General features: G+C 44.3%; 25 protein-coding genes and 1 other annotated feature. Of the genes, 4 read left to right on the plus strand and 21 right to left on the minus strand.

Features of this window, described 5'->3' with window-relative positions; all coding sequences use genetic code 11:
* Position 1 precedes the first annotated feature (1 nt).
* The 3 genes from carA to ACG3M1_RS13935 are packed head-to-tail and all read right to left on the minus strand — an operon-like array spanning position 2 to position 3295.
* Positions 2–1081 carry a glutamine-hydrolyzing carbamoyl-phosphate synthase small subunit gene (carA, locus tag ACG3M1_RS13925; RefSeq protein ID WP_008817491.1) on the minus strand — a complete coding sequence of 360 codons (1080 nt, stop codon included), beginning with the start codon at positions 1079–1081 and terminating at the stop codon, positions 2–4.
* Complete coding sequence (locus tag ACG3M1_RS13930) at positions 1078–2370, minus strand: dihydroorotase (protein ID WP_257366288.1); 1293 nt, start codon at positions 2368–2370, stop codon at positions 1078–1080. Before ACG3M1_RS13930 ends, carA begins: the two co-directional genes overlap by 4 nt.
* Positions 2371–2407: 37 nt before the next feature.
* Positions 2408–3295: an aspartate carbamoyltransferase catalytic subunit gene (locus ACG3M1_RS13935; RefSeq protein WP_009270977.1), complete on the minus strand. Its 888-nt coding sequence runs from the start codon at positions 3293–3295 to the stop codon at positions 2408–2410.
* 456 nt (positions 3296–3751) lie between these two features.
* On the opposite strand from ACG3M1_RS13935, the gene ACG3M1_RS13940 reads away from it, so the two are divergent.
* On the plus strand, positions 3752–4135 hold the full coding sequence (locus tag ACG3M1_RS13940; protein WP_008817494.1) for an SdpI family protein: 384 nt from the start codon (positions 3752–3754) through the stop codon (positions 4133–4135).
* 307 nt (positions 4136–4442) lie between these two features.
* On the opposite strand, the gene ACG3M1_RS13945 is transcribed toward ACG3M1_RS13940, so the two are convergent.
* The 8 genes from ACG3M1_RS13945 to ACG3M1_RS13980 all read right to left on the minus strand — a co-directional run bounded on the left by ACG3M1_RS13945 (position 4443) and on the right by ACG3M1_RS13980 (position 10770).
* The gene (locus ACG3M1_RS13945; protein WP_009270978.1) at positions 4443–4871 is read right to left on the minus strand and encodes a hypothetical protein; all 429 of its coding nucleotides are present in this window, start codon (positions 4869–4871) and stop codon (positions 4443–4445) included.
* On the minus strand, positions 4858–5820 hold the full coding sequence (locus ACG3M1_RS13950) for an exonuclease domain-containing protein (RefSeq protein ID WP_008817496.1): 963 nt from the start codon (positions 5818–5820) through the stop codon (positions 4858–4860). The genes ACG3M1_RS13945 and ACG3M1_RS13950 overlap by 14 nt, the downstream gene beginning before the upstream one ends.
* Positions 5821–5865: 45 nt before the next feature.
* Entirely contained in the window at positions 5866–7098 is a 1233-nt protein-coding gene (locus tag ACG3M1_RS13955) for a class I SAM-dependent rRNA methyltransferase (protein WP_008817497.1), read from the minus strand.
* A 432-nt stretch (positions 7099–7530) separates the two neighbouring features.
* On the minus strand, positions 7531–8352 hold the full coding sequence (locus ACG3M1_RS13960) for a PTS system mannose/fructose/sorbose family transporter subunit IID (protein ID WP_002610573.1): 822 nt from the start codon (positions 8350–8352) through the stop codon (positions 7531–7533).
* On the minus strand, positions 8336–9109 hold the full coding sequence (locus ACG3M1_RS13965; protein ID WP_008817499.1) for a PTS mannose/fructose/sorbose/N-acetylgalactosamine transporter subunit IIC: 774 nt from the start codon (positions 9107–9109) through the stop codon (positions 8336–8338). Before ACG3M1_RS13965 ends, ACG3M1_RS13960 begins: the two co-directional genes overlap by 17 nt.
* A 21-nt stretch (positions 9110–9130) precedes the next feature.
* On the minus strand, positions 9131–9604 hold the full coding sequence (locus ACG3M1_RS13970) for a PTS sugar transporter subunit IIB (protein WP_008817500.1): 474 nt from the start codon (positions 9602–9604) through the stop codon (positions 9131–9133).
* A gap of 1 nt (position 9605) precedes the next feature.
* Positions 9606–10343 (minus strand): BtpA/SgcQ family protein, encoded by a 738-nt coding sequence (locus ACG3M1_RS13975; RefSeq protein ID WP_008817501.1) that lies wholly within the window; start codon positions 10341–10343, stop codon positions 9606–9608.
* 10 nt (positions 10344–10353) lie between these two features.
* Entirely contained in the window at positions 10354–10770 is a 417-nt protein-coding gene (locus tag ACG3M1_RS13980; RefSeq protein ID WP_002610565.1) for a PTS sugar transporter subunit IIA, read from the minus strand.
* A 205-nt stretch (positions 10771–10975) separates the two neighbouring features.
* Here ACG3M1_RS13980 and ACG3M1_RS13985 point away from each other — a divergent pair, with 205 nt between their 5' ends.
* A complete protein-coding gene (locus tag ACG3M1_RS13985; protein ID WP_009587560.1) occupies positions 10976–11698 on the plus strand; it encodes a GntR family transcriptional regulator in 723 nt (240 codons plus the stop codon).
* Positions 11699–11785: 87 nt separating this feature from the next.
* On the opposite strand, the gene ACG3M1_RS13990 is transcribed toward ACG3M1_RS13985, so the two are convergent.
* Positions 11786–12640 (minus strand): metallophosphoesterase, encoded by an 855-nt coding sequence (locus tag ACG3M1_RS13990; RefSeq protein WP_009587594.1) that lies wholly within the window; start codon positions 12638–12640, stop codon positions 11786–11788.
* Positions 12641–12689: 49 nt separating this feature from the next.
* On the opposite strand from ACG3M1_RS13990, the gene ACG3M1_RS13995 reads away from it, so the two are divergent.
* On the plus strand, positions 12690–13589 hold the full coding sequence (locus ACG3M1_RS13995) for a carbohydrate kinase family protein (protein ID WP_008817507.1): 900 nt from the start codon (positions 12690–12692) through the stop codon (positions 13587–13589).
* Here ACG3M1_RS13995 and ACG3M1_RS14000 read toward each other — a convergent pair.
* The 6 genes from ACG3M1_RS14000 to ACG3M1_RS14025 form a co-directional block, all read right to left on the minus strand.
* Positions 13581–14126 carry a beta-class carbonic anhydrase gene (locus tag ACG3M1_RS14000; RefSeq protein ID WP_008817508.1) on the minus strand — a complete coding sequence of 182 codons (546 nt, stop codon included), beginning with the start codon at positions 14124–14126 and terminating at the stop codon, positions 13581–13583. The two genes, ACG3M1_RS13995 and ACG3M1_RS14000, sit on opposite strands and share 9 nt — an antisense overlap.
* 29 nt (positions 14127–14155) lie before the next feature.
* The gene (locus ACG3M1_RS14005; protein ID WP_008817509.1) at positions 14156–14896 is read right to left on the minus strand and encodes an MSCRAMM family protein; all 741 of its coding nucleotides are present in this window, start codon (positions 14894–14896) and stop codon (positions 14156–14158) included.
* Positions 14897–15005: 109 nt separating this feature from the next.
* Entirely contained in the window at positions 15006–15404 is a 399-nt protein-coding gene (locus tag ACG3M1_RS14010; RefSeq protein WP_008817510.1) for a hypothetical protein, read from the minus strand.
* A gap of 167 nt (positions 15405–15571) precedes the next feature.
* Positions 15572–16351, minus strand: coding sequence for a transporter substrate-binding domain-containing protein (locus ACG3M1_RS14015; RefSeq protein WP_002610553.1), 780 nt, complete (start codon positions 16349–16351; stop codon positions 15572–15574).
* A 24-nt stretch (positions 16352–16375) separates the two neighbouring features.
* On the minus strand, positions 16376–17101 hold the full coding sequence (locus ACG3M1_RS14020; protein WP_002610551.1) for an amino acid ABC transporter ATP-binding protein: 726 nt from the start codon (positions 17099–17101) through the stop codon (positions 16376–16378).
* Positions 17094–17750 (minus strand): amino acid ABC transporter permease, encoded by a 657-nt coding sequence (locus ACG3M1_RS14025; protein WP_002610550.1) that lies wholly within the window; start codon positions 17748–17750, stop codon positions 17094–17096. Before ACG3M1_RS14025 ends, ACG3M1_RS14020 begins: the two co-directional genes overlap by 8 nt.
* A 45-nt stretch (positions 17751–17795) precedes the next feature.
* Positions 17796–18016, minus strand: a binding site (T-box leader).
* A 185-nt stretch (positions 18017–18201) separates the two neighbouring features.
* Between ACG3M1_RS14025 and ACG3M1_RS14030 the strand changes: the two genes are divergently transcribed.
* On the plus strand, positions 18202–18711 hold the full coding sequence (locus tag ACG3M1_RS14030) for a peptidoglycan-binding domain-containing protein (protein ID WP_002610548.1): 510 nt from the start codon (positions 18202–18204) through the stop codon (positions 18709–18711).
* Positions 18712–18851: 140 nt separating this feature from the next.
* Here the strand turns inward: ACG3M1_RS14030 and ACG3M1_RS14035 are convergent, their stop codons facing one another.
* The 3 genes from ACG3M1_RS14035 to ACG3M1_RS14045 all read right to left on the minus strand — a co-directional run bounded on the left by ACG3M1_RS14035 (position 18852) and on the right by ACG3M1_RS14045 (position 22065).
* A complete protein-coding gene (locus ACG3M1_RS14035; RefSeq protein ID WP_008817511.1) occupies positions 18852–19469 on the minus strand; it encodes a hypothetical protein in 618 nt (205 codons plus the stop codon).
* 86 nt (positions 19470–19555) lie between these two features.
* Positions 19556–20410: a PRD domain-containing protein gene (locus ACG3M1_RS14040; RefSeq protein WP_008817512.1), complete on the minus strand. Its 855-nt coding sequence runs from the start codon at positions 20408–20410 to the stop codon at positions 19556–19558.
* A gap of 38 nt (positions 20411–20448) precedes the next feature.
* Positions 20449–22065, minus strand: coding sequence for a PTS transporter subunit EIIC (locus tag ACG3M1_RS14045; protein ID WP_008817513.1), 1617 nt, complete (start codon positions 22063–22065; stop codon positions 20449–20451).
* Between the last annotated feature and the right edge of the window lie 221 nt (positions 22066–22286).

Consider the following 22286-nt stretch of genomic DNA (forward strand, 5'->3'; position numbering starts at 1 on the left):
TCTATTCAGCACTCCTTTCCTTCATTACATTGCAGAAATCATCAAATATATAGGTACAGTCATCCGCACCCGGTGCTGCCTCCGGCTCAAAGGAGTAAGAGTACAGCGGATAGGTTTCATGGGTAAAGCCTTCTATGGAGCCATCATTCAGTGCGGTATAGGTGGTGATCAGTCCGGTTCCCTTTATGGAGTCCGGTTCCACCTCATAGCCGTGATTCTGTGCAGTAAACTCGATTTTCTGTTTCTTCAGATTGCGCACCGGAGAAGAGTTTCCATGGTGACCAACCTTCATTTTTACAACGTTTGCGCCGCATGCAGCCGCAATGACCTCATGTCCCAGACCGATGCCCAGCATCGGCACACTGCCCAGCAGCTCTTTACAGGTAACTACCGTTTCCGGAATATCTTCCGGTGCTCCCGGTCCGCCGCTGTAGACGATGCCATCCGGATGAATGGCCAGAATATCCTGTGCACTCATATTGTATGGTACGACAATCAGATCACAGCCGCGCATGTTAAACTCGCGGATCACGGCAAACTTTGTTCCGATGTCCACCATAACGACCTTCTGCCCACGGGATGGAATCGGGAACGGCTTCACTGTAGATACTGCCTGTACACCGTCTTTTGGTAACTCACTTTCCCGCAGCTGCTTCACAATCGCCTCCACATCGGCATCCGCATCCGCCATGATTGCCTTGCATGTACCATGATCTCTGATCTTTCTTGTAATTTCACGCGTATCGATATCCGCAATTCCCGGAATGCCCTTCAGCTTCATAAACGCATCGAGTGTCATATCACTGCGGAAGTTGCTCGGTGTTTCACAGTATTCCTTGACAACAAAGCCGAACATCTTCGGTGAAATACTCTCAAAGTCATCACGGTTGATTCCGCAGTTTCCCATGGCAGGATAGGTCATCATGACGATTTGTCCATAATAGGACAGATCGGAGATAATTTCCTGATACCCGCTCATTCCTGTCTGGAAGATCAGCTCTCCCATCTGATACCGGTCGCCTCCAAAGGCAATTCCTTCATAAACACTGCCGTCTTCAAGAATCAATAGTCGCTTTTTCATTTCAGCAAACCCTCCCTGTTATCGTATACGCAGATTCCATCCACAAATGTCTTCACCGCAAAGCCGCTGCAGACAATACCGTCAAACGGTGTGTTCTTTCCCATGGAATAGAATCCCTGTTTCTCTATCTTTCGTACGCTGTCCAGATCCATCAGTACAAAATCCGAAGCGTTTCCTTCCTTCAGTTTTCCCCTGCGCTCCATTTGAAAGCGTTTGGCAGGCGCCTCGCTCATCCAGTACACCAGCTGTTCCAGCGTGAAGATGCCCTCCTCCTTCACAAAGCGGGTGTACAGCAGTGGAAACGCGGTTTCCAGTGCAACAATGCCAAAGGGAGCCTTTTCCATCCCTCTGCTTTTTTCTTCCTCACTGTGCGGTGCATGATCGTTGGCAATCATATCGATCGTACCATCCAGCAGTCCCTGAATCAGAGCCTGACGGTCCTCCTCGCTGCGCAGTGGCGGGTTCATTTTATGATTGGCATTTTCTACTGCCATTTCATTCAGCAGCAGGTGATGTGCCGTTACCTCACCACTGACATCCAGTCCTTCCTTCTTTGCCCTGCGCAGGGATTCCACACTTTCCTGCGCACTCATATGGCATACATGATAGCGGCAGCCGGTTTCCCTGACAAGTGCCAAATCCCGTTGGAACTGTGCATATTCACAGGCACTGGGAATCCCGGTAAGACCAAGCTGTTTACTGCGGATGCCTTCGTGCATGCAGGCGTTCGGCTTGCGATAGCTCATATCCTCGGTATGGGCAACGATGATACCGTCAACTTCACGGCACTTCTGCATGGCTGCCTTCATCATATCCGCTGTTGCCACACCAACGCCGTCATCACTGAAGGCATGAATCCCCATGGCGCTCAGTCCTTCCATATCACTCAGCTTTTGACTCGCCTCCGCCTTTGTGATACAGGCATAGGGAATCACATGCACACGGCTGTCCTGTTTGATTTTCGTCAGATATGTCTTCATCGTTTCCGTATTGTCCGGATACGGGATGACATTGGGCATTGCCATTATGGTGGTAAAGCCGCCATGGGCTGCAGCAGCCGTCCCACTGGCAATTGTTTCCTTATGCGCATAGCCCGGCTCACGCAGATGGGCATGTACATCGATCAATCCGCTCAGCAGTACACAATTCTCTGCCGGTATTACCTCCTGCGCCAATGCAGGATCGATATGCTTTGCGATTTTCACAATCTGTCTTTCATCAAACAGCACATCCATTGTCTCTGTTTCATTTCCTTTTGTAAGGATGCGGGCCTGCTGAATCAGTTTCATAACTGCACCTCTTTTCTATGTATTTTTATGTAGCTTCTTATTCAAATTCATATCCCAGTGCGCGTTTGATCACTGCCTTGCGCACAAGAACTCCATTGCTCATCTGCTTGAAGATGCGGCTGTTTTCCGCCTCCACCAGATCGCTGTCGATTTCCACACCGCGATTGACCGGTGCCGGATGCATGATGATGGCATGCGGCTGCATCATGGCTGCACGCTGTTTCGTCAGACCGTAGCGCTCCAGATATTCCGCCCTGCTCATCGCCATGGTTTCCTTATGACGCTCATGCTGAATGCGAAGCATCATAACAGCATCCGCCCATTGTACTGCCTCATCCACACGCTTGTAATAGGCATCCTTTGCGACCCATTCATCGGGACCGGAGAAGGCTACCTCTCCCCCCAGCATACCAAGTGCTTCCTTGATGCTGTTTGCAACACGGGAATGTGTAATGTCACCAATGACCGCCACCTTAATTCCCTGAAATGTCTGAAATTCCTGATATATGGTAAGCAGATCCAGCAGACACTGGGTCGGATGATTCCCACAGCCATCTCCTGCATTCAGGATTGGAATTCGGATATCTTCCAGCTCTTTGAAGTATTCATTCTGACTGTGACGGATGACCACGGCATCATAGCCGATGCTTTCAAATGTCTTTACCGTGTCATACAGGCTTTCGCCCTTTTCCACGCTGCTTCCCTGTGCAGTGAAATTTTCCACACAGGCGCCCAGCTGATGCTCCGCGCTGGCAAATGAGAAATGTGTCCGCGTGCTCGGCTCAAAAAAAAGATTAGCAACCAGCGTTTTACGCGGAAATTGCCAATCTGATTGAGAACTGGAAAAAGCAGCAGCATCCTCAAGAATGTGAAAAATCTCTTCACTCGTTAAGTCACAGATTTTCAGTAAACTGTTCTTGTTCATATGCTTTCCTCCTGCCGGTCCTATCATAAAAGGGTCCGTTTTGATACACAAAAGGACCCTTTCTATACACTTCAGGTTTGGTGTTCGCCTTCATAACCTCTCTGGATTATCTTAAAGGACCTTTTATCACTCAATATTTTACCATATATCTGCCGTATTGCAAGATTTTTTTACATGGAGTTCATAAGGATTGGCTTTCCCTGCTCTATATTATATGAAATAAGCGTTTTCAACGAAATAACATGAATATATCAGCTGAGTATTCTTCAATAGAAAACAGCAGTTTCACAGATTCTCATATACCACGGCAGTTGCTTAGATGGCTTCTCCGCACGATTCGCGAATACGTAATCTCTTAGCTGGAAACGAAAAGAAAGACGAAGAAAAGCAGACAGTACATTTCCATGACATGAATGTTAAATAATGCTATACTATGCTTGAATAGGAGGTTTTCTTATGGCTTTCTGGTTGTTTATGCTCATCATGAATCTTCTGATCCCCTTTACCATGATAGGATTTGGCTTCTATTTTCAAAAGCATCCCCCAAAGGAAATCAATGAACTTTTCGGATACCGCACATCCCTGTCTATGAAAAATGAAGATACATGGAAAACAGCACATGTACAATTTGGCAGAGTCTGGTTGATCTGGGGTTGGTTCAGTGCTGCGTTTTCTTTTCCTTGTATGCTGTTGCTGTATGGAAAAAGTGATACAGCATGCGGAATCTACGGAGTCATTCTCTGTTTCCTGCAATGTATTGTCCTTCTTTTCACACTGTTTATTGTAGAACGCAGACTGCACAGAATCTTTCATAAGGACGGCACTAGGAAACTAAGATGATGAAATTCAAATCGCATGCAGGAGGAACACAGCCTGTCGTTCACGGAATGTTGTGAATAAGACACATTAAATATAGAAGTAGCTGTTTTTTTAAGAAACGCAGGAACAAAAAGCTTATTTCGGACAACCATACGTTCAAGCAAAGCCCATCATAAATGAATCAGTGCTTTTTCATTACTCACACAGGTACATATAGAAAACCTTTCTTCATAAAAATTCCTATTCCATAGAGTGAAAAAATTCCATACAATGATCATATATAACCAAATGATATGAATAACCACGATAAAATCAGCCCAGGCAGCTATCAGGGCTGTTTTTCATATCTCGTTTGATCTGGTAGCTCCAGCACTTTATGCAGCAGGTGTTCATTTACCGTCATGAACTGCTGTAAGCGATGCTGCAGTGTTTCTTCCTTCAACAGCAGCTGATGCAGAATTTCCTGCCGCAAAATCTCATCCTGAAAATCAAATAGAATCTGACTGGCTCCCCGCACACCTTTTAATCCCGCTTCATCACTTAGCTGTAAACGGGATACAGAAGCAAGAAATACAAGCTGTGCATCCAGACAGTGCTGCATACTTTCACTTACTTCCTGCAATACCAGCTTTGCGGCTTTACTTCTTATATATGGATTTCTCTGCAATACGTTTAATGCATCCATTTTTTTCAAGGTGTTCTTCAGCTCCAGAAGATACAGATGCAAAAGCTGAGCCTGCCGCTTAGCCGTTTCCATGCTGCAGCATCCTTTTCAGTATATTCTCCACCATGGTGGCATTGCGGTAAATGAGCAGATATTTCTTTTCAATGACATTCTCGCCCTGTGTGAAGCTAAGGGTTACACTTGGAATCTCTTCGATATCAATCCGCATAGAAAGCTTCGTCTGCTCTCTTGGAAGCTCTCTGCCATCCAGAAGGATGCTGTCTTTCTGAATATTGATATGGAAATTACGATCACGTTCCTCCCACAGGCGAAACTGTTCAACAATTTCCGGATACAATCGAACAGGACACTTCAATACGGTATACTGTGAAAAACGCTCCTTCATAATCCGCAGCAGCTTTTCCTGCTGTTTTTGTGCAACTTCGCGCTGCTTTGCCAGCTTACGCTCTACGATTTCCTGTACAGCCTTCGGGTCTGGATCCTGCAGCAGGGAAGCCTGATGAATCCGCATGAGATCGGATGCATCTGTCAGGGCATTATGCTCCACTGCCCCTTCTATCGCATAAGCAGTCTTTAAATCATCCAGTGATAAGGTTGCGGATACCAGCACATTCTGATACGTTACCTTTGCTGAAATCTGCTTTTGTAAATCAAGAATTCCTTCAAACAAAGACGGATCGCAATGATGTCGTGCGCATTCCTGCAACAGGGTTCTTCGATCATCCGGTCCAAAGCTATACATACGGCAGGAAGAAGATTCCATATAGGGCTGCAGCCATTGCATAAACTGTTTTAAAACATCCGGAAAGCTGTTTGCATTACGGATATCGCTATCCTTTAAATGTGTCATTTTACGTACCACAGAAGTCAGACGCCGAAAGTTTTTAGGACAGACCAGAGAATAAAAGGTTGCCTCCTGCGCATCCTTTTTCAGAACCGCCCCTAGGGATACTACCATCTGACAGTACTTCCCATTGATTTTTACTGCGTCAAATTCTGCATCAATATATATATGAACCATAACTTTACTACCTCATTTATTTCTAGTATGAACAGCTGCCTTCAATTATGCAATCTGAAAGATATAGAACTTCAGATACGATGTTTCCGGTACGTTCCAGAGGATCGGATGATCGCAGCTCTGCTGTCTTGCCTCAATCTGACGAAGAGATACACCTGCTGCCTGCGCCGCCTCATGCAGCATGCTTTTAAACAGACCCTCATTCATGAAATGAGAACAGGAACAGGTTGCCAGATATCCGCCTCTTGGTAACAGCTTCATAGCAGCAGTATTGATTTCCCGATATCCCTTTACTGCATGGGAAATCGTTTCTCTGGATTTGGTGAAGGCCGGTGGATCCAGAATGATCATATCATATACACGCGGCTGTTTTTTCAAAGCCTTTAAAAGATCAAATACATCCGCTGTTTCAAAGCTCATCCGCTCCTGTAATCCGTTTATATCCGCATGGTGCTGTGCCATATCAATCGCTGTCTGAGAAATATCCACGGCATGTACATGCGCTGCCCCACCCTTTGCGGCATTCAAAGCAAAGCTGCCGGTATGGGTAAAGCAATCCAGAACATGCTTTCCCTTCGCAATGCGTGCAATTGCAGCCCGATTGTATTTCTGATCGAGAAAAAATCCGGTTTTCTGACCATTTTCAACATCCACATCATAGGAAATACCATTCTCAACTATGCTGGTAAGACAGCTTTCCGGATGCTTCGGCAAAACGGAATGCGCATACCAGCCTTTTGTCTCCTCAAGGCCCTCCAGCTTACGGATTGCCACATCATTACGCTCATAGATTCCTCTGATAGCTACATGATATTCATCTCTCAAAATCTTCACAAGCATGGGAAACAGCATATCCTTTCGCTGCTCCATACCATAGGAGAGTGTCTGCACGACCAGCAAATCATGAAAACGGTCAACTGTCAGTCCGGGTAAATAATCAGCCTCTCCGAAAATCAGGCGACAGGCATCAAAATCCTCTCCCATAACTGTTGCACGGTAGCTGATTGCATGCTGCAAACGGCGGTAAAAAAAATCCTCATCGAATCTGTCATTGGCATTACGGGATAGCAGGCGGATACGGATTCGTGAATTTCCGTTATACAGTCCGCTTCCCTGATAGCTGCCTTTTTCAGAAAACACATCCACAATATCTCCATTTTGTATATTCGCTTCAAGAGCCAGCACCTCTCCCTCATATACCCAGGGATGACCGCTCTGTAGCTTCTTAGTTCCTTTTTTTGTTATCGTAACCTGTTTCCATTCACGTGTAGTTTTCATTTTCTTCTTCCATTTCCTATATACGGCGACAGCGCATCATACACTAATTCGCTTATTCATATGGACATATTATAGCAAACGCATACTGATTACGCAAACAGAGCAGTGAATGTCCTACCCCTATCCGCTTTCATTACAGTCACTTGAAACATCAGGAATAACTGGCTGCGTGGTAAATTCTTATGAAAGGGAGCAGATGATGCAAGCAAGGATTCCATCAATCCTTTCCGATTTTTTCAAATGGCGAATAAAATCGCAGCATCTGCAGGCATTTCTAAGCTTAATGAACAAGCATTGTGTTCTCCCAGATTAACATTTACTTGCAATTGAAAACAACAGCTTATGTTTGCTATTATTTCTGATGGTAGTAAAAAAAGTATACAAGAATGAATATGTATACTTTTTAGCTCAATGCATACGGTTCATTAACTTCTATAATAAACCAAAGAATGTCCCGATACATGCCAGAATGATTAAACATACAAGAATCGTTGTTGTTTTAACGTTTTTCCCCAACAGCCAATACATGATACCAAAAGCTGTAAGCGGAAGAAGACATGGCATTATTTGATCGATATACGTTTGTATTGGTTCTTTTGCGCCTTTTACACCAATTTCAAATGGTATACTGATGCTGACCGTGGATGCTATCATAGCCCCTATAACCATTAAACCAAGGATAGACGCTGCCTTTGTTATATTCTCAATCATACGGCTGTTCTCACTATCACCAAAAAATTTGACACCGTATTTAAAGCCGGCATGCAGGCAATAATAGCGAGCTAGAAAGCCTGGAATATTGATAATCAATAGAAATGCAATCGGACCAATGATACTTCCTTGTTTTGCAAAGGATACTGAAACACCAATCGCAATCGTCAATAAGGTTCCCCAGAAAAAGGCATCGCCAATTCCTGCCATCGGTCCCATTAACGATGTTTTTACTGCGCTTATGCTTGCTGCATCAAAATTTTCATCCTTTGCATTTTCTTCTTCCATAGCGCCTGTAATTCCCATCAGCAAGGTTACAAGATGGGGCGTACATGACATGAATTCCAAGTGTCTGCATAACGCATCTGCCATTTTTTCTTCGTCATTGCCATAAAGTCGCTTTAACACGGGAATCATGGAGTAACAATACATCAAATTCTGTTGACGCTCATAATTCCATGCACTGTCTAATGTACAGGAACGCATAAACACTTTGCGTAAATCACTTTTTGTCAACTTCGCCTCATTAAAATTCGTTGTCATCCACTACTACCTCCCTTTGTTTTTTACTATCATGAAAGAATGTAAGACCGGCAATCACCAAGCCTGCCAGTGCTACACCGAATACAGGCATTTCCATATATGCAGCTAACAGAAATCCAGCTAACAAGTAAGGAGACAATTCTTTTGTAACAATCATCCTTGCCAGCATGGCAAACCCGACAGCTGGCAGAATTCCTGCCGCCACATCCATACCATCAATTATAAATTGCGGAATGACTGACAATACATCCTTAATGACCGGTACCCCTAAATAAAATGCGACACCAACAACTATTGATAGAATTAATTTATTTCCAATACCTGCAAAACGTGCAACCCATTCTACTTTTTTATAATCTCCTTTTTTCGCATATGAATCCGCCATATGTGTAGCCCATGTTAAGATAAACATCATTTGCAAATTATCAAAAAGCAGAACAAGAGTCGCAACCGGCACTGCTAGTGCAACAGCCGCGCCAACTTCCTGCCCCGTAAGAATTACGAAAGATGTCCCAATGATGGCACCAGAAGTGATATCAGGTGGATTGCTGGCACCAATAGGTACAGCCCCCAAGAAAATAAGCTCTAATGTTGCTCCTACCATGATACCGGTTGTCATATCGCCCAATACCAATCCAACAAGTGGTGCAACGATAATCGGGCGGTTGTTCATCGTAGATCCCCAATAACAATGCATATAACCAATAAACGCAACCAAAGTTATCAGCAGAGCTTGTATCAATAAATTATCACTCATATCTTTCTACCTCTTTCCTCTCTATTTCACAAGATCCAAAGCATTTTGCTTTGAATCACTGGGTACCAGACGGATTTCCAATTCAATTCCTTTATCTCCCAGTATCCTCAGTTTCTCTATGTCCTCTTCACTTACAAATACTGCTTTTGATATTTGCTTGCGATTCTCTCTAGCCTTCATACCGCCAATATTTATACTTTTAATAGCAGGAAAACCACTCGCCAATCGGTATGCATCTTCTACACTTTCCACAATAATAAAGAGTTTATACTTATCTGTAACACCACTATTCAATGCCTTTATAGAGTCTTCAATACTTTTCATAACCAGCTTGACACCCGTTGGTTTCGCCATACGCATTGCACTCATTTTCAATTCATCTTTCATTAAATTATCGCTGGCAATTAGAATGCAATCAGATTCCAGAAATTTTGTCCATGAAAACGCAACCTGTCCATGCAGTAAACGATGATCAATTCGCAACAGCTTTATCATATTACTTACCTCTTACTTTCTGAGCAGCCTTCACAATCTCTCTTACATGCTCTTGAGAAACTTCTCCTTCATCCCTATAGTTATCTTTGAAATAACTACCGACAATAGCGCCGTCTGCATATGCAAACTGCTTTGCCATATTTTCGGGAGTTACACCTGCGCCCACAATCAACGGGAAGTCTCCAATACCGTTGCGGAATTGTATAATCTTATCGAGTGAGGTTTCCTGTCCTGTGGCATCCTGTGTAACACAGATAGCATCACATCGCTGCATTGCAATCTGCAAATCCTCTTCAATGCTATTTTGTGATAAAACTGGCTGATATTTAAACCGTACACCACCTAACACCATCCCCTGATAGCGTTCACGGTACAGTTTGAAGAAAGCATCCAAGGTTGCTTCATCACGCGGTTTAACATGTCCGACCACTGAATCCAACTGTACAAAGCTTGCACCATATTTTTCAGCTAATTCAAACCCCATGGGATCTACATTCAGACAATTCACGCCATACGGAATAACAAGGTTTAGCTTTGAGATATAATCAAGCGCCATTTCCATATGCCGATAATTCCCAAAATAATTTTCAACTATAATGCAGTCCACACCATTTTCAGCATAGATTGCAATTTCTTCTTTAAAGCGTCTAACAATATCTTCATCACTTGTCCCTTTCAGATGAAGCATTGCCAATATCGGTTTTTCATTTTTAAATAAATTTAGAAATTTTCTATTCATACTTTCTCCTTTAAAATTCTTCCCTTTCGCATTCTTTTGACTGCTGAGTAAACTGTATACCACTTTTTGCATCATGCAGGATTTGCTCGATATCTGTTTCGTTTAAAGGTGCAGGATGCTCCAAACATACGGAAAGCAGCATGTTTAGATTCATCCCTGAAAATAATCGAACATTATCAAGCTTTGTGCATAAATACATTGCTGTAAAGACACTGGCACCATATAAATCAGTCAAGATTACATATTCTGTATTCATATGTGCGGCAATTTCCTTTTTCAATTTCCTACCGTAGTCCTCTGCAAGACCGCCGGGCTGTAGAGAATAAATCTCAACATCAAATGGAAGCTTTCCAACAATCATTTTTGCTGTATCATATAATCCGCTCGCTAATCCTCCATGTGACGCTAACACAATTTTTCTTTTCATATCCCATCCTCCAGTTGTATTATATTGTATTAACTAATGACATTCTAACACGTCATGTAACCGCTGTCAAGTACTGTATAAAAAAAGGAGGCCGCTATATTTAAAAAATATGATGAAATAATACTATCTGTGATTGCGTTCACACGTAGAATTCATTATAATGAACATAGTGTTAAACGGAATGATAGGATTTATAGGAGGGCCCATGCAGGAAATCAAACAATTAAATGCAATCACACTGCAGGAACAGCTATATAATGAATTAGCTACGCAAATAAAGAGTGGAAAGTACAAACCGGGAGATCGCATCCCCCCTGAATTGAAACTGAGCGAGATATATCGCGTAAGTCGTGTAACTGTACGAAATGCTATACAACAGCTTGTCAACGAGGACCTACTTATCAAAAAGCATGGAAAAGGAACCTATGTGAAAACACAGGTTTACACAGAGGAATTCTTCTCAGGCGGAAGTTTTACAGATACATGCTTGCGAATGAAAGCCAAGCCTTCAACACAGATTATAGAAAGTACCGTATGCCATGATGAAGCTGAAATAAATGCGATTTTTGGTACAACTGCACCGTTGATTCGAATAAAACGCGTACGTCTTGTGGACGATGTGCCATGTATTGTCGAAGTCGATTTTTTTCCCGACTCATTTCAATTCCTATTAAAGAAAAAGCTGGAAAAAACATCTCTTCTACATCTCGTCACAAAAGAAACTGGCATGCATCCGGCGAAGTTTGAGGATTATTTTAAAATTATATTTGCAACCAAGGAATTTGCAAAGCAATTAAACTGTATTGTGGGAACTCCTCTTTTGGAAGTAACCCAGACAGTCTTAACACCTGATAATTCTATTATCTATGTGAATAAGCAATATATATTAACTACGAAATACATTTATGCGGTTCGTTCATTAAAATAACAGACAGCCTATCTGAAACAGGCTGTCTGTTATTTTACTTACGTTTTCTTTACAAACACAGCATTGGCAAAATGCTTTTTTCAATCATCAATTTCTTATTTCCTCCGGGAAAAGCGTTACCACCATTACCTGCGGCCGGTTATTGATCCGCTGCGGTGCCCGACTGTTTCCGAGCCCTCTCGATACGACCATGGTACACCCCTTATGTTCATAGATTCCATCCGTATAGGAAGGAAAGATTCCCTGATCCGGCGCATACAGCGCCCCCAGCTTCGGTACTACGATCTGACCGCCATGTGCATGTCCGCAGAATGCCAGAGATACGCCCTCCTTTGCATAATCCGCAAAATGCTCCGGACGATGAGAGAGCAGGACAGAAAAGGATGTATCTACGGTCTGCATGAGGTTATGCAGATTCATGAAATACCGATCCGATGCATAGGGATAGAATTTTTTATCCTTCAGCCCCAGAATGGATATGCTTTCCTCCTTGCGCGACAGCTCCAGCTTGCTGTTCTCCAATACCTGCACCCCGTAATCCAGCAGCACCTGCTTCAAATGCGGATATATGGGGGAAACCGCTTCATGATTTCCCGGCACATAATACACCGGTGCCACTGTAACCGCCTGTTTTATCAGCTGTACAACCGGCTGCATTGTATTCTTTGCAGTTCTGCGCCGATCGATCAAATCTCCTGTGATAACAATGATGTCCGGTGCACTCATACGGATTTTGCGAAGCAGATGCTTTTGATGATACCCAAAGCGTGTAGTATGCAGATCGGACAGCTGTACAATTCGAAATCCCGCAAAAGAGGCAGGAAGCTTCGCACTGCGCACCCGCAGATGACATACATCCAGACAGCGGTTCTCATGATACGAGAGTGCGAGTGCTGCGGCAGTGAATGCAGCCCCGGCCACCGTATATGTTTTTTTCTTCATATGATTTCCTCCTTGCCTGATTTGCGATATAATACCTGTGGTGATACATATGAAACAGCATATTGCATTCATCGGCTCCAGTGTGGCCGATGTCATCATTAGAATTCCTCATCTTCCTGTACGACAGGAGGATATCAATATCGAATCACAGACGCTTTCCCTTGGCGGCTGTGCCTTTAATGCCGCATGGATGTGCCGTTTGCTTGGTGGTGACCCGCTATTCTTTTCTCCGGTAGGTACCGGAATCTACGGTGACTTTGTCCGCCGCCAGCTACAGGAACACAGGATTGACATTCTGCTGGAAAGCAAGGAAGAAAACGGTTGCTGTTTCTGTCTGGTGGAGTCAGATGGTGAGCGCACCTTTCTCAGCCACCATGGTGCGGAATACCGATTTCAGAAGGAATGGTTCTCCCTGCTGGATTCCTATGGTGTTGATACCGTCTATGTGTGCGGTCTGGAGCTGGAAGAGAAAACTGGCATATACATTCTCGATTATCTGCAAAAGCATCCGCAGCTTACCATCTATTTCGCTCCCGGTCCACGACTGTCCGCACTTTCGCAAGGCTGTATCGAGACGCTGTTCAACCTGCACTGCATACTGCATCTAAATGAAGAGGAAGCCTGCAGCTTTACCGGCTGTCCGACTGTTCAACAGGCCGCAGAAAGTCTCTATGAACGTACACACAATATCGTTATCATCACCCTTGGCTCACGGGGATGTCTGCTGCAGCAGGAAGGAAAATGTACACACATTCCTACAGAAGCGGTTCAAATTCAGGATACAATCGGTGCCGGAGATGCCCATATCGGCAGCATCATCGCGTTGCGCGAGCAGGGCTATAGCTGGCAGGATACGCTTCGCATTGCCAATCGCATTTGCGGATATATCGTTTCCATACCGGGCGCCCTTATACATGAAGATGAGCTGACAGCCCTGTCCCTATTCTGAAACACTGCTCAGCTTGCCACTGGTGGAATCCATCATAAATCCGTAAATACGCACATCCTTTGGTATGAGAGGATGTTTTTTTAACAGCTCCACACTCTTTGCCACACTCACACAGCCATCATCAAAGCCCTCCAGCCAGCGGTCAAAATCAATTCCGCAGTATCGCAGAGATTCAATGGCGTTGTTCGAAATACCGCGCTTACGCATATTCTCCAGCAAATTTTCGGCATCCATATGCTGTACACCGCAATTCGTGTGACCGATTACCAGAATTTCCTCCACACCCAGTTCATAAATGGCAATCAAAAGACTTCGTACAACACTGCCAAAAGGATGTGTAATAACTCCTCCTGCGTTCTTTATAATTTTTGCATCGCCGTTTTTTATACCAAGTGCTGCCGGCAGCAGCTCAATCAGCCGCGTATCCATACAGGTAACGATAGCCAGACGCCGATCCGGATATTTGCTTGTTTGATAAGGCTCATAGCCCTTGTTCTTTACAAATTCCTCATTGTAGCTCAGAAGATCTTCAATCACTGACCTTCCTCCTTTCACATGTGTGAGCATTATACCATGAAATCATCAAGGAATTGTGTGAGACTTTGTTTTCTGAAAAAGTAAATCAGCCAGGCGAACAGACCCAGCACCGCCATGATAAAACAGAAGGCAAAGGTGTAATCCTCCTGCGTTTGTTTAACCGGTTCCAGATGAAGCGTCAGCACATAGCTGCGATTATAGTTGTATGGTGTTATCGCAAAGGTCACATCCTCCTTCAAGCGGTAATCCTTTTCCTTTTCATCCAGATGCAGACGATATGTGCCTATTGGCAGCTTCTGCAGTTCAATACTGTCTCTGTCACTGGTGATATTCCGAAGCTTCTTCCCCTGCTCATCCAGCAGCTCCATGGAAACATGGGATATTTTTTCATCATTCTCCTGCCGGATACGAAGCTTTACCGTCCCCAGCATACGTTCATTTACAACCTTCCAGCTTTGCTTCTTCTCCTGTGTTCCATCATATACAAAGCTGATGCGCTGTTTTGTTTTCTGATAGCCATAATCTGTCTGCGTCTGGATGAGCTGATATTCTCCGTAATCAAGATCATGTAAAACGATTCTGCCCGTTTTATCACTGGTCAGCTCCTGCAGAGGCTCCCCATAGCTGATAAGCTGAAATGCGGCTCCCTCAAGGGGTTTTCCGGTATCATCCTGTACCTGAACCACCCCCTGTACCACTTCTTCCTTAGCCTGCACAGGGGTTAGAAATACAGATATACAAACTCCACACAGGACACATGCTTTGATCATCGCTATCACCTCAATCTATCCTATGTGAGGTGTTCATGTTTTAAGCCTGATTTTCATCGACAAAAAAAGACTGCGGAATATTCTCCCCAGTCTTCTCAGCTATTCGCTTTTACTCACCTTGCGGTATTACATCCTGATCCAGCATTGCATGAAGCAGCGCAACGACTTCCTTATTCGTTTTTTCTCTGGCCTCTACGATCTCCAAAATCGTTTTCGTTCGAATGGCAGTCAGCTCTTCATTCAGATCATGCGGTATTTTCTCAATTGCCGAAAATGCCTCCTGCAGATATTCCTTCTGCTGTAAAATTGTATCAATCCTTGTTAAGATATCCTTCTTATTATTTGTCTCCAAAGTCTTTTCCTCCATGTTTTCCGGCGGCGTAAACAGACAGATGCAGGATGCTGTCACATAGTACGCCCTGCCTTTTTTCACCAGTCCTCTTGCACGGCGCTCATAGGTATTTTGCAGATGAACACCCTGCTCATCAATGACCTCTATATGCTTCATTTTCTCATCCTCTTTGTACCTTCGTCTTTTTATGATGGGTGTCTCCCCCTGTACAGCTTAACCATACCCCGTATACTTTGATAATGCAAGCTTTTTTCTTGTTTTTTTAGCCAACCAGCATCACGGTATAAGAAAACCGCAGACCCAAACAATCTGCGGTTATGTTACTATTTAAAATACTTCTTTACCAACTCATCCATCTTTCCGTTTTCCTTCATCGTTTTGATGGCTTTGTTGAATTCATCCTTCAATTTGTTGTCCTTCTGGAAAATCATTGCATTACCCGCAAGCTCAGCACCGGCTTCAAACTTGTAGTAGCTCAAATCTTCGTTATCTGCCGCAAGCTCCTCTGCTACTGCTTTTTCAACGACCATGGCATCAATGACTCCCTTTTTCATTTCCAGAACCATATCGGAATAAGCCTTTCTCTTGTCCAGCTTCAGCTTATATTCATCCTGAAGAGAGTTCAGAATGGATTCCTGAATGGTACCCATCTGCGTACCGATTTTCTTTCCTTTGATATCCTCTGTTTTTTTCATACCGCTGCTCTTCATTGTCAGCACATAGTTCTGTGCATCCTCTCCTGCATAGTATACATCAGAGAAATCCACCTGCTTTGCACGCTCCTCGGTATATGTGATGCCTGCAATACCGATATCTGCTTTTCCCTGCTTTACTGAAGGCACGATACCGTCAAAGTCAACATCCTCCCATTTCACGGTATAGCCTGCCAGTTTGGCAGCCTCATTCATAACGTCGATATCAAACCCGTACAGATTTCCCTTTTCATCCACCATCTCATATGGCTTGTAGCCGGAATTTGTATAAACGGTCAGCTCCTTCTTCGCCGTATCGCTTCCCTCTCCTGCTCCATCATCCTTGCTGCCGCAGCCCGCAAGTCCAGCCATCATAACAACAGCCATCAATCCAGTCAGTAACTTTTTCATCTTCTATTTCCTCTCTTTCCTTTTCTATATCATTTTTGACAGAAATTCCTTTGCCCTTGCCGTTTTCGGCTCTTCAAAGAACTCTGCTGCCTTACTGCATTCCTCAATATTTCCCTTATCCATGTAGATGACATAATCCGCAACCTTTTTGGCAAAGTTCATCTCATGAGTCACAACAATCATCGTAATACCGGTATGGTTCAAATCCTGAAGAACCTTCAGTACCTCACCGGTCATTTCCGGGTCCAGGGCGCTCGTCGGCTCATCAAACAGCAGGACATCCGGCTCCATCGCCAATGCTCTCGCTATCGCACATCGCTGCTTTTCACCACCGGACAGCTGATGCGGATAAGCGTCTGCACGATGCCGTAAGCCGACCTTTTCCAAAAGGGAGAGTCCCTTCGCTCTGGCTTCCTCCGCGTTCATCTTTTTCACCTTGCGAAGTGCATACGTAACATTGTCAATGGCTTTCATGTGATCAAACAAATTGAAATTCTGGAAAACCATTCCGATTTTTTCACGGACACGTGCCAAATCTGTTTTCGGATCATTGATTTTTGTTTCATTGTAAAATATATCCCCGCTGGTCGGTACCTCCAGCATATTCAGACAGCGAATGAAGGTTGACTTTCCTCCGCCGCTGCTGCCGATAATAGCATAGGTTTTTCCATCCTCGAAGGTAAAATTGACATCGAAGAGAACCTTTACACTATCACCGTAATTCTTATATAAATGCTCTACTCTAATCATATTTCAGCTTCCTTTCAATCGCCTTTCCAATGAGGGACAATACCTTATTCATAATATAATATACAAGGAACACAATCAGCAGCGGTTCAAAATCCGCATAGGTCTGATTCTTAACCGCATAGAACCAGTACATCATATCATGCAGACCAATCACAGATACGATGGAGGTTTCCTTGGTCAGTGTGATAAATTCATTGATAACCGCTGGCAGTACATTACGAAATGCCTGAGGGATAATAATATCTTTTCCAATATCTTTACCGGATACTCCCAATGCCTTCGCTGCCTCAATCTGCCCCTTATCAATACCATCAATACCGGCACGCATAATTTCTGACATATAGGCACCGGAGTTCAGGGAGAATACCAGAATTCCCGCAACCCAGTTGTTGATATTAAGCCCCGGAACCAGACTGGGAATACCGAAATAGATAAAAAACATCTGTACATATACCGGTGTTCCACGAAACAGATCAATATACGCCGCAACAATCAGATTGAATACCTTGTTCATCCTTCTTAGAAATACCGTCGCCAGACCAATCAGCGTTCCAAAGAATGCGGAAGCCAGGGACAATCCAAGAATAACCGGCACGCCACTTAACAGCAGCTGCCAGAACCTTTCTATTACTGTAATATCAAAATTCATAAAATCTCCTTCCTCTCTATAAAAATAAAATCGCCCTTCAAAAAATCAAAGGACGATTGCTCGCGGTACCACCTTAGTTCCGCCCGTTTGCACAACGGACGACGCTTATGCCTGTAACGTCAGGTAACACGGAACTGCCTCATGCCGCAGCGTTCGACAATCCAACTCCCAGACACGTTCCATCCTGTTTTACTCTCCTGCTCTCACCGGTATGCAGGCTCTCTTTGCAGCATTTCAGATGTACTACTTCTGTTCTCAGTTGTTAATATAACACTATTATACACGGATGCAAAAAGATTGCAACACTTTTCTGTAAATTTTTTGAAAAATATTTCATGTTTTTGTTTCAGGGCATTTTCATCAAATTTATATCATGAAAAGATTGTAAGATGGGCTAGTATATAGGGCGTTTCCCTGCTTTCCCATATACTGTAGGGAAAGGAGATGTTACATGATGATTTCAACAGCCGCATTAAAACCGGGAAGCATCGGAATTGGTGTAAACAAACAGCAGGCATATTTGAATATGATGCAGGAAAAGGGGTTCATCAATACCCGTAATCTGCAGGATGGTGTATATGGCACCAGAACGGAGCAGGCCGTACGGGAATGGCAGCGTTATGCAAACCTTCCGATTGATGGTGAAATCGGCAACGATACCTGGGATTCCATTGTAAACAAGCTTCGTGATCTACAGATTGTCACCAATATTCCTGTCGCAAGCAGCTCTTACTACCTCAGCTCTGGTGCGCAGGGAATTTCCGTCTTTAAAATGCAGGAATATCTGAATGAGATTGCTGCTGTCAACAAATGCTTGCGTCCGATACCGGTAGACGGCATGTATGGTCCAAGAACTACCACCATGGTACAGCAGTTCCAGTATTTATATGACTTAAACATCGACGGTGTCATTGGAAAGGCAACCTGGGATGCCATCGTTAACGAGCGTAATAAGCTGTAGGATGAAATTCACAAAACGATAACGGGAGGATTGTCTTTCCTGCCGTTTTCTACATAGAATATAACAATAATCCACCAGTATTGTGATCTGCTTAACCGACAAAAAAAGTACAGCAGAAGCTATCTGTGCTGCACCTGTGTTTAGGAAAAACGAATGGGGCGGTCAAATTCCAGAACCTCCTGTTCAACATACTTTTCTATTGCATTCAGCTGGTTTTTCTGAAAGATATCCGGCATCCTTCGCTTTTGCAGCAGATAGGTCAGCATGCCGAGCATAATAGACTCCAACGCCGCGATGATGAAATAAATTTTGAGAAACAGTGTTAAAACAAGGAAGACAGCCAGAAACAATATGCCTACGATCATAAGCAGGCGACGGTTGATGCCCCTGTAGGTTTCCTCCAGAAACGCTGTGTAGCGCTCAATAAAAGCATTCATTGCATCACTGCATGCATATCCCTGCAAGTCCAGAAAACGGGGGCGTTTTTTTCTGGGATTGCGCATGCATTCCTGTATTGCATACATCCGCATGGCACAATAGCGCGCCGCATTTTTATTTCCCTGCTCCTCATAGCAAAGTCCCTTCATATACATGAGCTTCATATACGAAGCATCGTCCAGCTCCTCCTTAGGATGCGTCATTAAATCATGCAGTGGTTCCTGCACATCCGCACCGGCGTGATTCTGCAGTGCAAAGAAGCGTTCCCACAGTACATTCAGTCTTGTATCAAAAGCTGTTTCACTCATCATCTCATCCATACCCTTTACTCCTTTTTATTTCCATTATTATATCATATCCGTGAAGCAATCACCCGCAAATGTAAACATACGCTCATATATGTATGCTATCCAGCAATGCGTTCCTTCAGCTTTTTCATTTCACTGGTACGAACCCGCTCGATATGCAGGGCAAGATATCCGATTTCTGTTTCCGGAATATCCTTATGATAGACCTTGCGCAGCTCCTCACAGATTTTCTGCGCCGTTTTGTAGGCATAGGGAAACTGCTTCGATACATAATCGCCGACATCCATCTGCAGCTCCTCATCCGATTGCAGCCGCAGCATCAGAAACTTCATATGATTCATCAAACGGGTATAGGACATGGAATTGGTATCGATTGAAATCCCATAGTCCCGCTCCACCTCTTCGATACTGTCGCGTATGATAACCGCTGTCTGCATCGCCTCTGAAACCTTGTCTTCCCCTCTTGCGGAATGCACGTGCAGCGTGATATAGCCGATTTCTCCTTCATTGATCGTATAGCCGCACATTTCCTCGATAATTGCCTTTCCCTGCAAGGCGACCTCATATTCCTCCCGGTAAAGCAAAGCGATTTCACTGGCGAAGGGATTGGAAATATCCATATTTGCCTTCATCCGCTCAATGGAAAAAGCGATATGATCCGCCAGCGGCAGCAATATGTTTTTATCAACCTCATGAAATCTGGCCTGCGCAAGCTGCAAAATTCTGCCTGCGACCTCAATGAAGATTGGATTGACCTCCTGTATGATTTCCATGGCATCCCCATGATCATTTGTTTCCGTGAACCGATACAGCTCCACGCCCGCACCCAGGGTGATGGAATCCCCGTTTTTCTTTCCGAAGCCGATCCCCTTCCCCAGGAATATCATGGATACACCGGATGCATCCTGTACCAGTACACTGTTGTTGTTTAATGTTTTTACAACGGTATACATAAATGTCCCCCTTTCCTAAAACCCGTTTCCTTATACACCTATTCCTTACCTGCCTGACGTAACAGATAATCCTCCAAATCCGATTTTATAATCGTCACACGGGGACCGTAAATAATCTGCAGACCGCGACTTTTCTTATAGATACCGGCAGCTCCGCTTGCCTGCAGCAATATATCATCCATCTGCATTGGATCCTTCATCGCCACATGAAGTCTTGTCGCACAGCAGTCCAGACTTATGATATTGTCCTTTCCTCCAAGTCCTGCACAGATCAAAGAGGACAGGGCATCTGCATCGCTATCTTTTTTCTCTATTTGCTGTCCTTCATCCGTTTTCTCCACCACCGCAAGCCTCTCGCTGACTTTTATTTCCTGTGATTCGCTTTCTCTTCCCAGTGTCTTGAAATCGAACCTTTTGATCAGAAAGGTGAACAGCACATAGTAGATGATAAAATAGAAAACGCCGACAACGACGATCATAATCCAGTTGGTTTTTGCATTTCCCTGAAGAATGCCAAACAAAAACAGATCGATCAATCCTCCGGAAAAGGTTAAGCCAACACCGACCTGCAGCATATGCATGAGCATAAATGCACAGCCTGCCAGTACACAGTGTATGACATAAAGCAGCGGGGCCGCAAACAGAAAGGTATATTCCAGTGGCTCGGTGATACCGGTCAGCATACTCGTAAGCGCAGCGGAAATCAGCAGTCCTCCGGCAATTTTCTGTTTTTTGGGCAAAGCACAGTGATACATGGCAAGGGCAGCTCCGGGAAGACCGAACATCATCAGTGGAAATTTACCGGACATGAAGCGCGTTGCCTCTACGCTGAAGCGTACGGTATTGGGATCCGCAAGCTGAGCAAAGAAGATATTCTGTGCTCCCTGCACACTGACTCCCGCAATTTCCATCGTACCGCCAACTGCCGTCTGCCAGAACGGAAGATAAAAGACATGATGAAGCCCGAAGGGAATCAGTGCGCGCTCGATCACCCCGTAAAGAAAGGTTCCGTAATACCCGGAGCGTTGCACGATATCCCCAAGCATATAAATCCCCTCCTGTAAAACCGGCCAGATATAGAACATCAGAATGCCGACCAGCAGATAGACGATGGAACAGATGATGGGCACAAAGCGTGTTCCTCCAAAGAAACTCAGAATGCGCGGAAGCTGAATTTTGTAAAAACGATTGTGTAGTGCAGCCGTACCAAGCCCTACAAGGACTCCGCCAAACATCCCCATCTGTAAAGAGGTGATGCCGGTCACTGAAGTTACAGAGCCTTCCGGAAGCGATCCCGCCATATCCGTAAGCTCCAGCATCGTAGCGATGGAGGTATGCATGATGAAAAAGCTGATCGCGGATGCAAGAACTGCGACCTCCTTTTCCTTCTTCGCCATCCCCAGTGCCACCCCCATAGCAAATATCAGGGGCAGATTCGTAAATACGATATTGCCGGCATTGCTCATCACCTTGAATATCATATAGAAGAATGTTCCTTCACCCAAAAGCCATTGCAATCCATAGGCAGCGATCATATTGGGATTGCTGAGTGACTCCCCGATTCCCAGCAGCAGACCCGCAACCGGAAGTATGGCAATCGGCAGCATAAAGCTTCTTCCCACCCGCTGCAGAACATTGAGCATACGATCTTTCATATATCTTCTGTATGAGTCGCCCGTACAGCGAATTCATACACTCCTTTCTCCTTACAACCAAACCATATATAATATGGTACCAAGTTTGGAAGATATTGTAAAGGAAAAAACAACATTCGATCTCCATATTCCGCCTGTATTTCTTTACTATTCACATGTACCCATATGCTGAAAAAGGGAGTCAACATTTCTGTTGAAACCCTTTTTGTAAGCACGCTGTA

It is taken from the genome of Clostridium sp. 10cd*, from assembly GCF_044336395.1.
In the GTDB taxonomy this organism is placed as follows: domain Bacteria; phylum Bacillota_I; class Bacilli_A; order Erysipelotrichales; family Erysipelotrichaceae; genus Clostridium_AQ; species Clostridium_AQ innocuum.

Excerpts from the sequence above, each read along its gene's own strand:
- carA (WP_008817491.1), bottom strand. The coding sequence starts at position 1,081 with ATGAAAAAGCGACTATTGATTCTTGAAGACGGCAGTGTTTATGAAGGA.
- ACG3M1_RS13930 (WP_257366288.1), bottom strand. The coding sequence starts at position 2,370 with ATGAAACTGATTCAGCAGGCCCGCATCCTTACAAAAGGAAATGAAACA.
- ACG3M1_RS13935 (WP_009270977.1), bottom strand. The coding sequence starts at position 3,295 with ATGAACAAGAACAGTTTACTGAAAATCTGTGACTTAACGAGTGAAGAG.
- ACG3M1_RS13940 (WP_008817494.1), top strand. The coding sequence starts at position 3,752 with ATGGCTTTCTGGTTGTTTATGCTCATCATGAATCTTCTGATCCCCTTT.
- ACG3M1_RS13945 (WP_009270978.1), bottom strand. The coding sequence starts at position 4,871 with ATGGAAACGGCTAAGCGGCAGGCTCAGCTTTTGCATCTGTATCTTCTG.
- ACG3M1_RS13950 (WP_008817496.1), bottom strand. The coding sequence starts at position 5,820 with ATGGTTCATATATATATTGATGCAGAATTTGACGCAGTAAAAATCAAT.
- ACG3M1_RS13955 (WP_008817497.1), bottom strand. The coding sequence starts at position 7,098 with ATGAAAACTACACGTGAATGGAAACAGGTTACGATAACAAAAAAAGGA.
- ACG3M1_RS13960 (WP_002610573.1), bottom strand. The coding sequence starts at position 8,352 with ATGACAACGAATTTTAATGAGGCGAAGTTGACAAAAAGTGATTTACGC.
- ACG3M1_RS13965 (WP_008817499.1), bottom strand. The coding sequence starts at position 9,109 with ATGAGTGATAATTTATTGATACAAGCTCTGCTGATAACTTTGGTTGCG.
- ACG3M1_RS13970 (WP_008817500.1), bottom strand. The coding sequence starts at position 9,604 with ATGATAAAGCTGTTGCGAATTGATCATCGTTTACTGCATGGACAGGTT.
- ACG3M1_RS13975 (WP_008817501.1), bottom strand. The coding sequence starts at position 10,343 with ATGAATAGAAAATTTCTAAATTTATTTAAAAATGAAAAACCGATATTG.
- ACG3M1_RS13980 (WP_002610565.1), bottom strand. The coding sequence starts at position 10,770 with ATGAAAAGAAAAATTGTGTTAGCGTCACATGGAGGATTAGCGAGCGGA.
- ACG3M1_RS13985 (WP_009587560.1), top strand. The coding sequence starts at position 10,976 with ATGCAGGAAATCAAACAATTAAATGCAATCACACTGCAGGAACAGCTA.
- ACG3M1_RS13990 (WP_009587594.1), bottom strand. The coding sequence starts at position 12,640 with ATGAAGAAAAAAACATATACGGTGGCCGGGGCTGCATTCACTGCCGCA.
- ACG3M1_RS13995 (WP_008817507.1), top strand. The coding sequence starts at position 12,690 with ATGAAACAGCATATTGCATTCATCGGCTCCAGTGTGGCCGATGTCATC.
- ACG3M1_RS14005 (WP_008817509.1), bottom strand. The coding sequence starts at position 14,896 with ATGATCAAAGCATGTGTCCTGTGTGGAGTTTGTATATCTGTATTTCTA.
- ACG3M1_RS14010 (WP_008817510.1), bottom strand. The coding sequence starts at position 15,404 with ATGAAGCATATAGAGGTCATTGATGAGCAGGGTGTTCATCTGCAAAAT.
- ACG3M1_RS14015 (WP_002610553.1), bottom strand. The coding sequence starts at position 16,351 with ATGAAAAAGTTACTGACTGGATTGATGGCTGTTGTTATGATGGCTGGA.
- ACG3M1_RS14020 (WP_002610551.1), bottom strand. The coding sequence starts at position 17,101 with ATGATTAGAGTAGAGCATTTATATAAGAATTACGGTGATAGTGTAAAG.
- ACG3M1_RS14025 (WP_002610550.1), bottom strand. The coding sequence starts at position 17,750 with ATGAATTTTGATATTACAGTAATAGAAAGGTTCTGGCAGCTGCTGTTA.
- ACG3M1_RS14030 (WP_002610548.1), top strand. The coding sequence starts at position 18,202 with ATGATGATTTCAACAGCCGCATTAAAACCGGGAAGCATCGGAATTGGT.
- ACG3M1_RS14035 (WP_008817511.1), bottom strand. The coding sequence starts at position 19,469 with ATGGATGAGATGATGAGTGAAACAGCTTTTGATACAAGACTGAATGTA.
- ACG3M1_RS14040 (WP_008817512.1), bottom strand. The coding sequence starts at position 20,410 with ATGTATACCGTTGTAAAAACATTAAACAACAACAGTGTACTGGTACAG.
- ACG3M1_RS14045 (WP_008817513.1), bottom strand. The coding sequence starts at position 22,065 with ATGAAAGATCGTATGCTCAATGTTCTGCAGCGGGTGGGAAGAAGCTTT.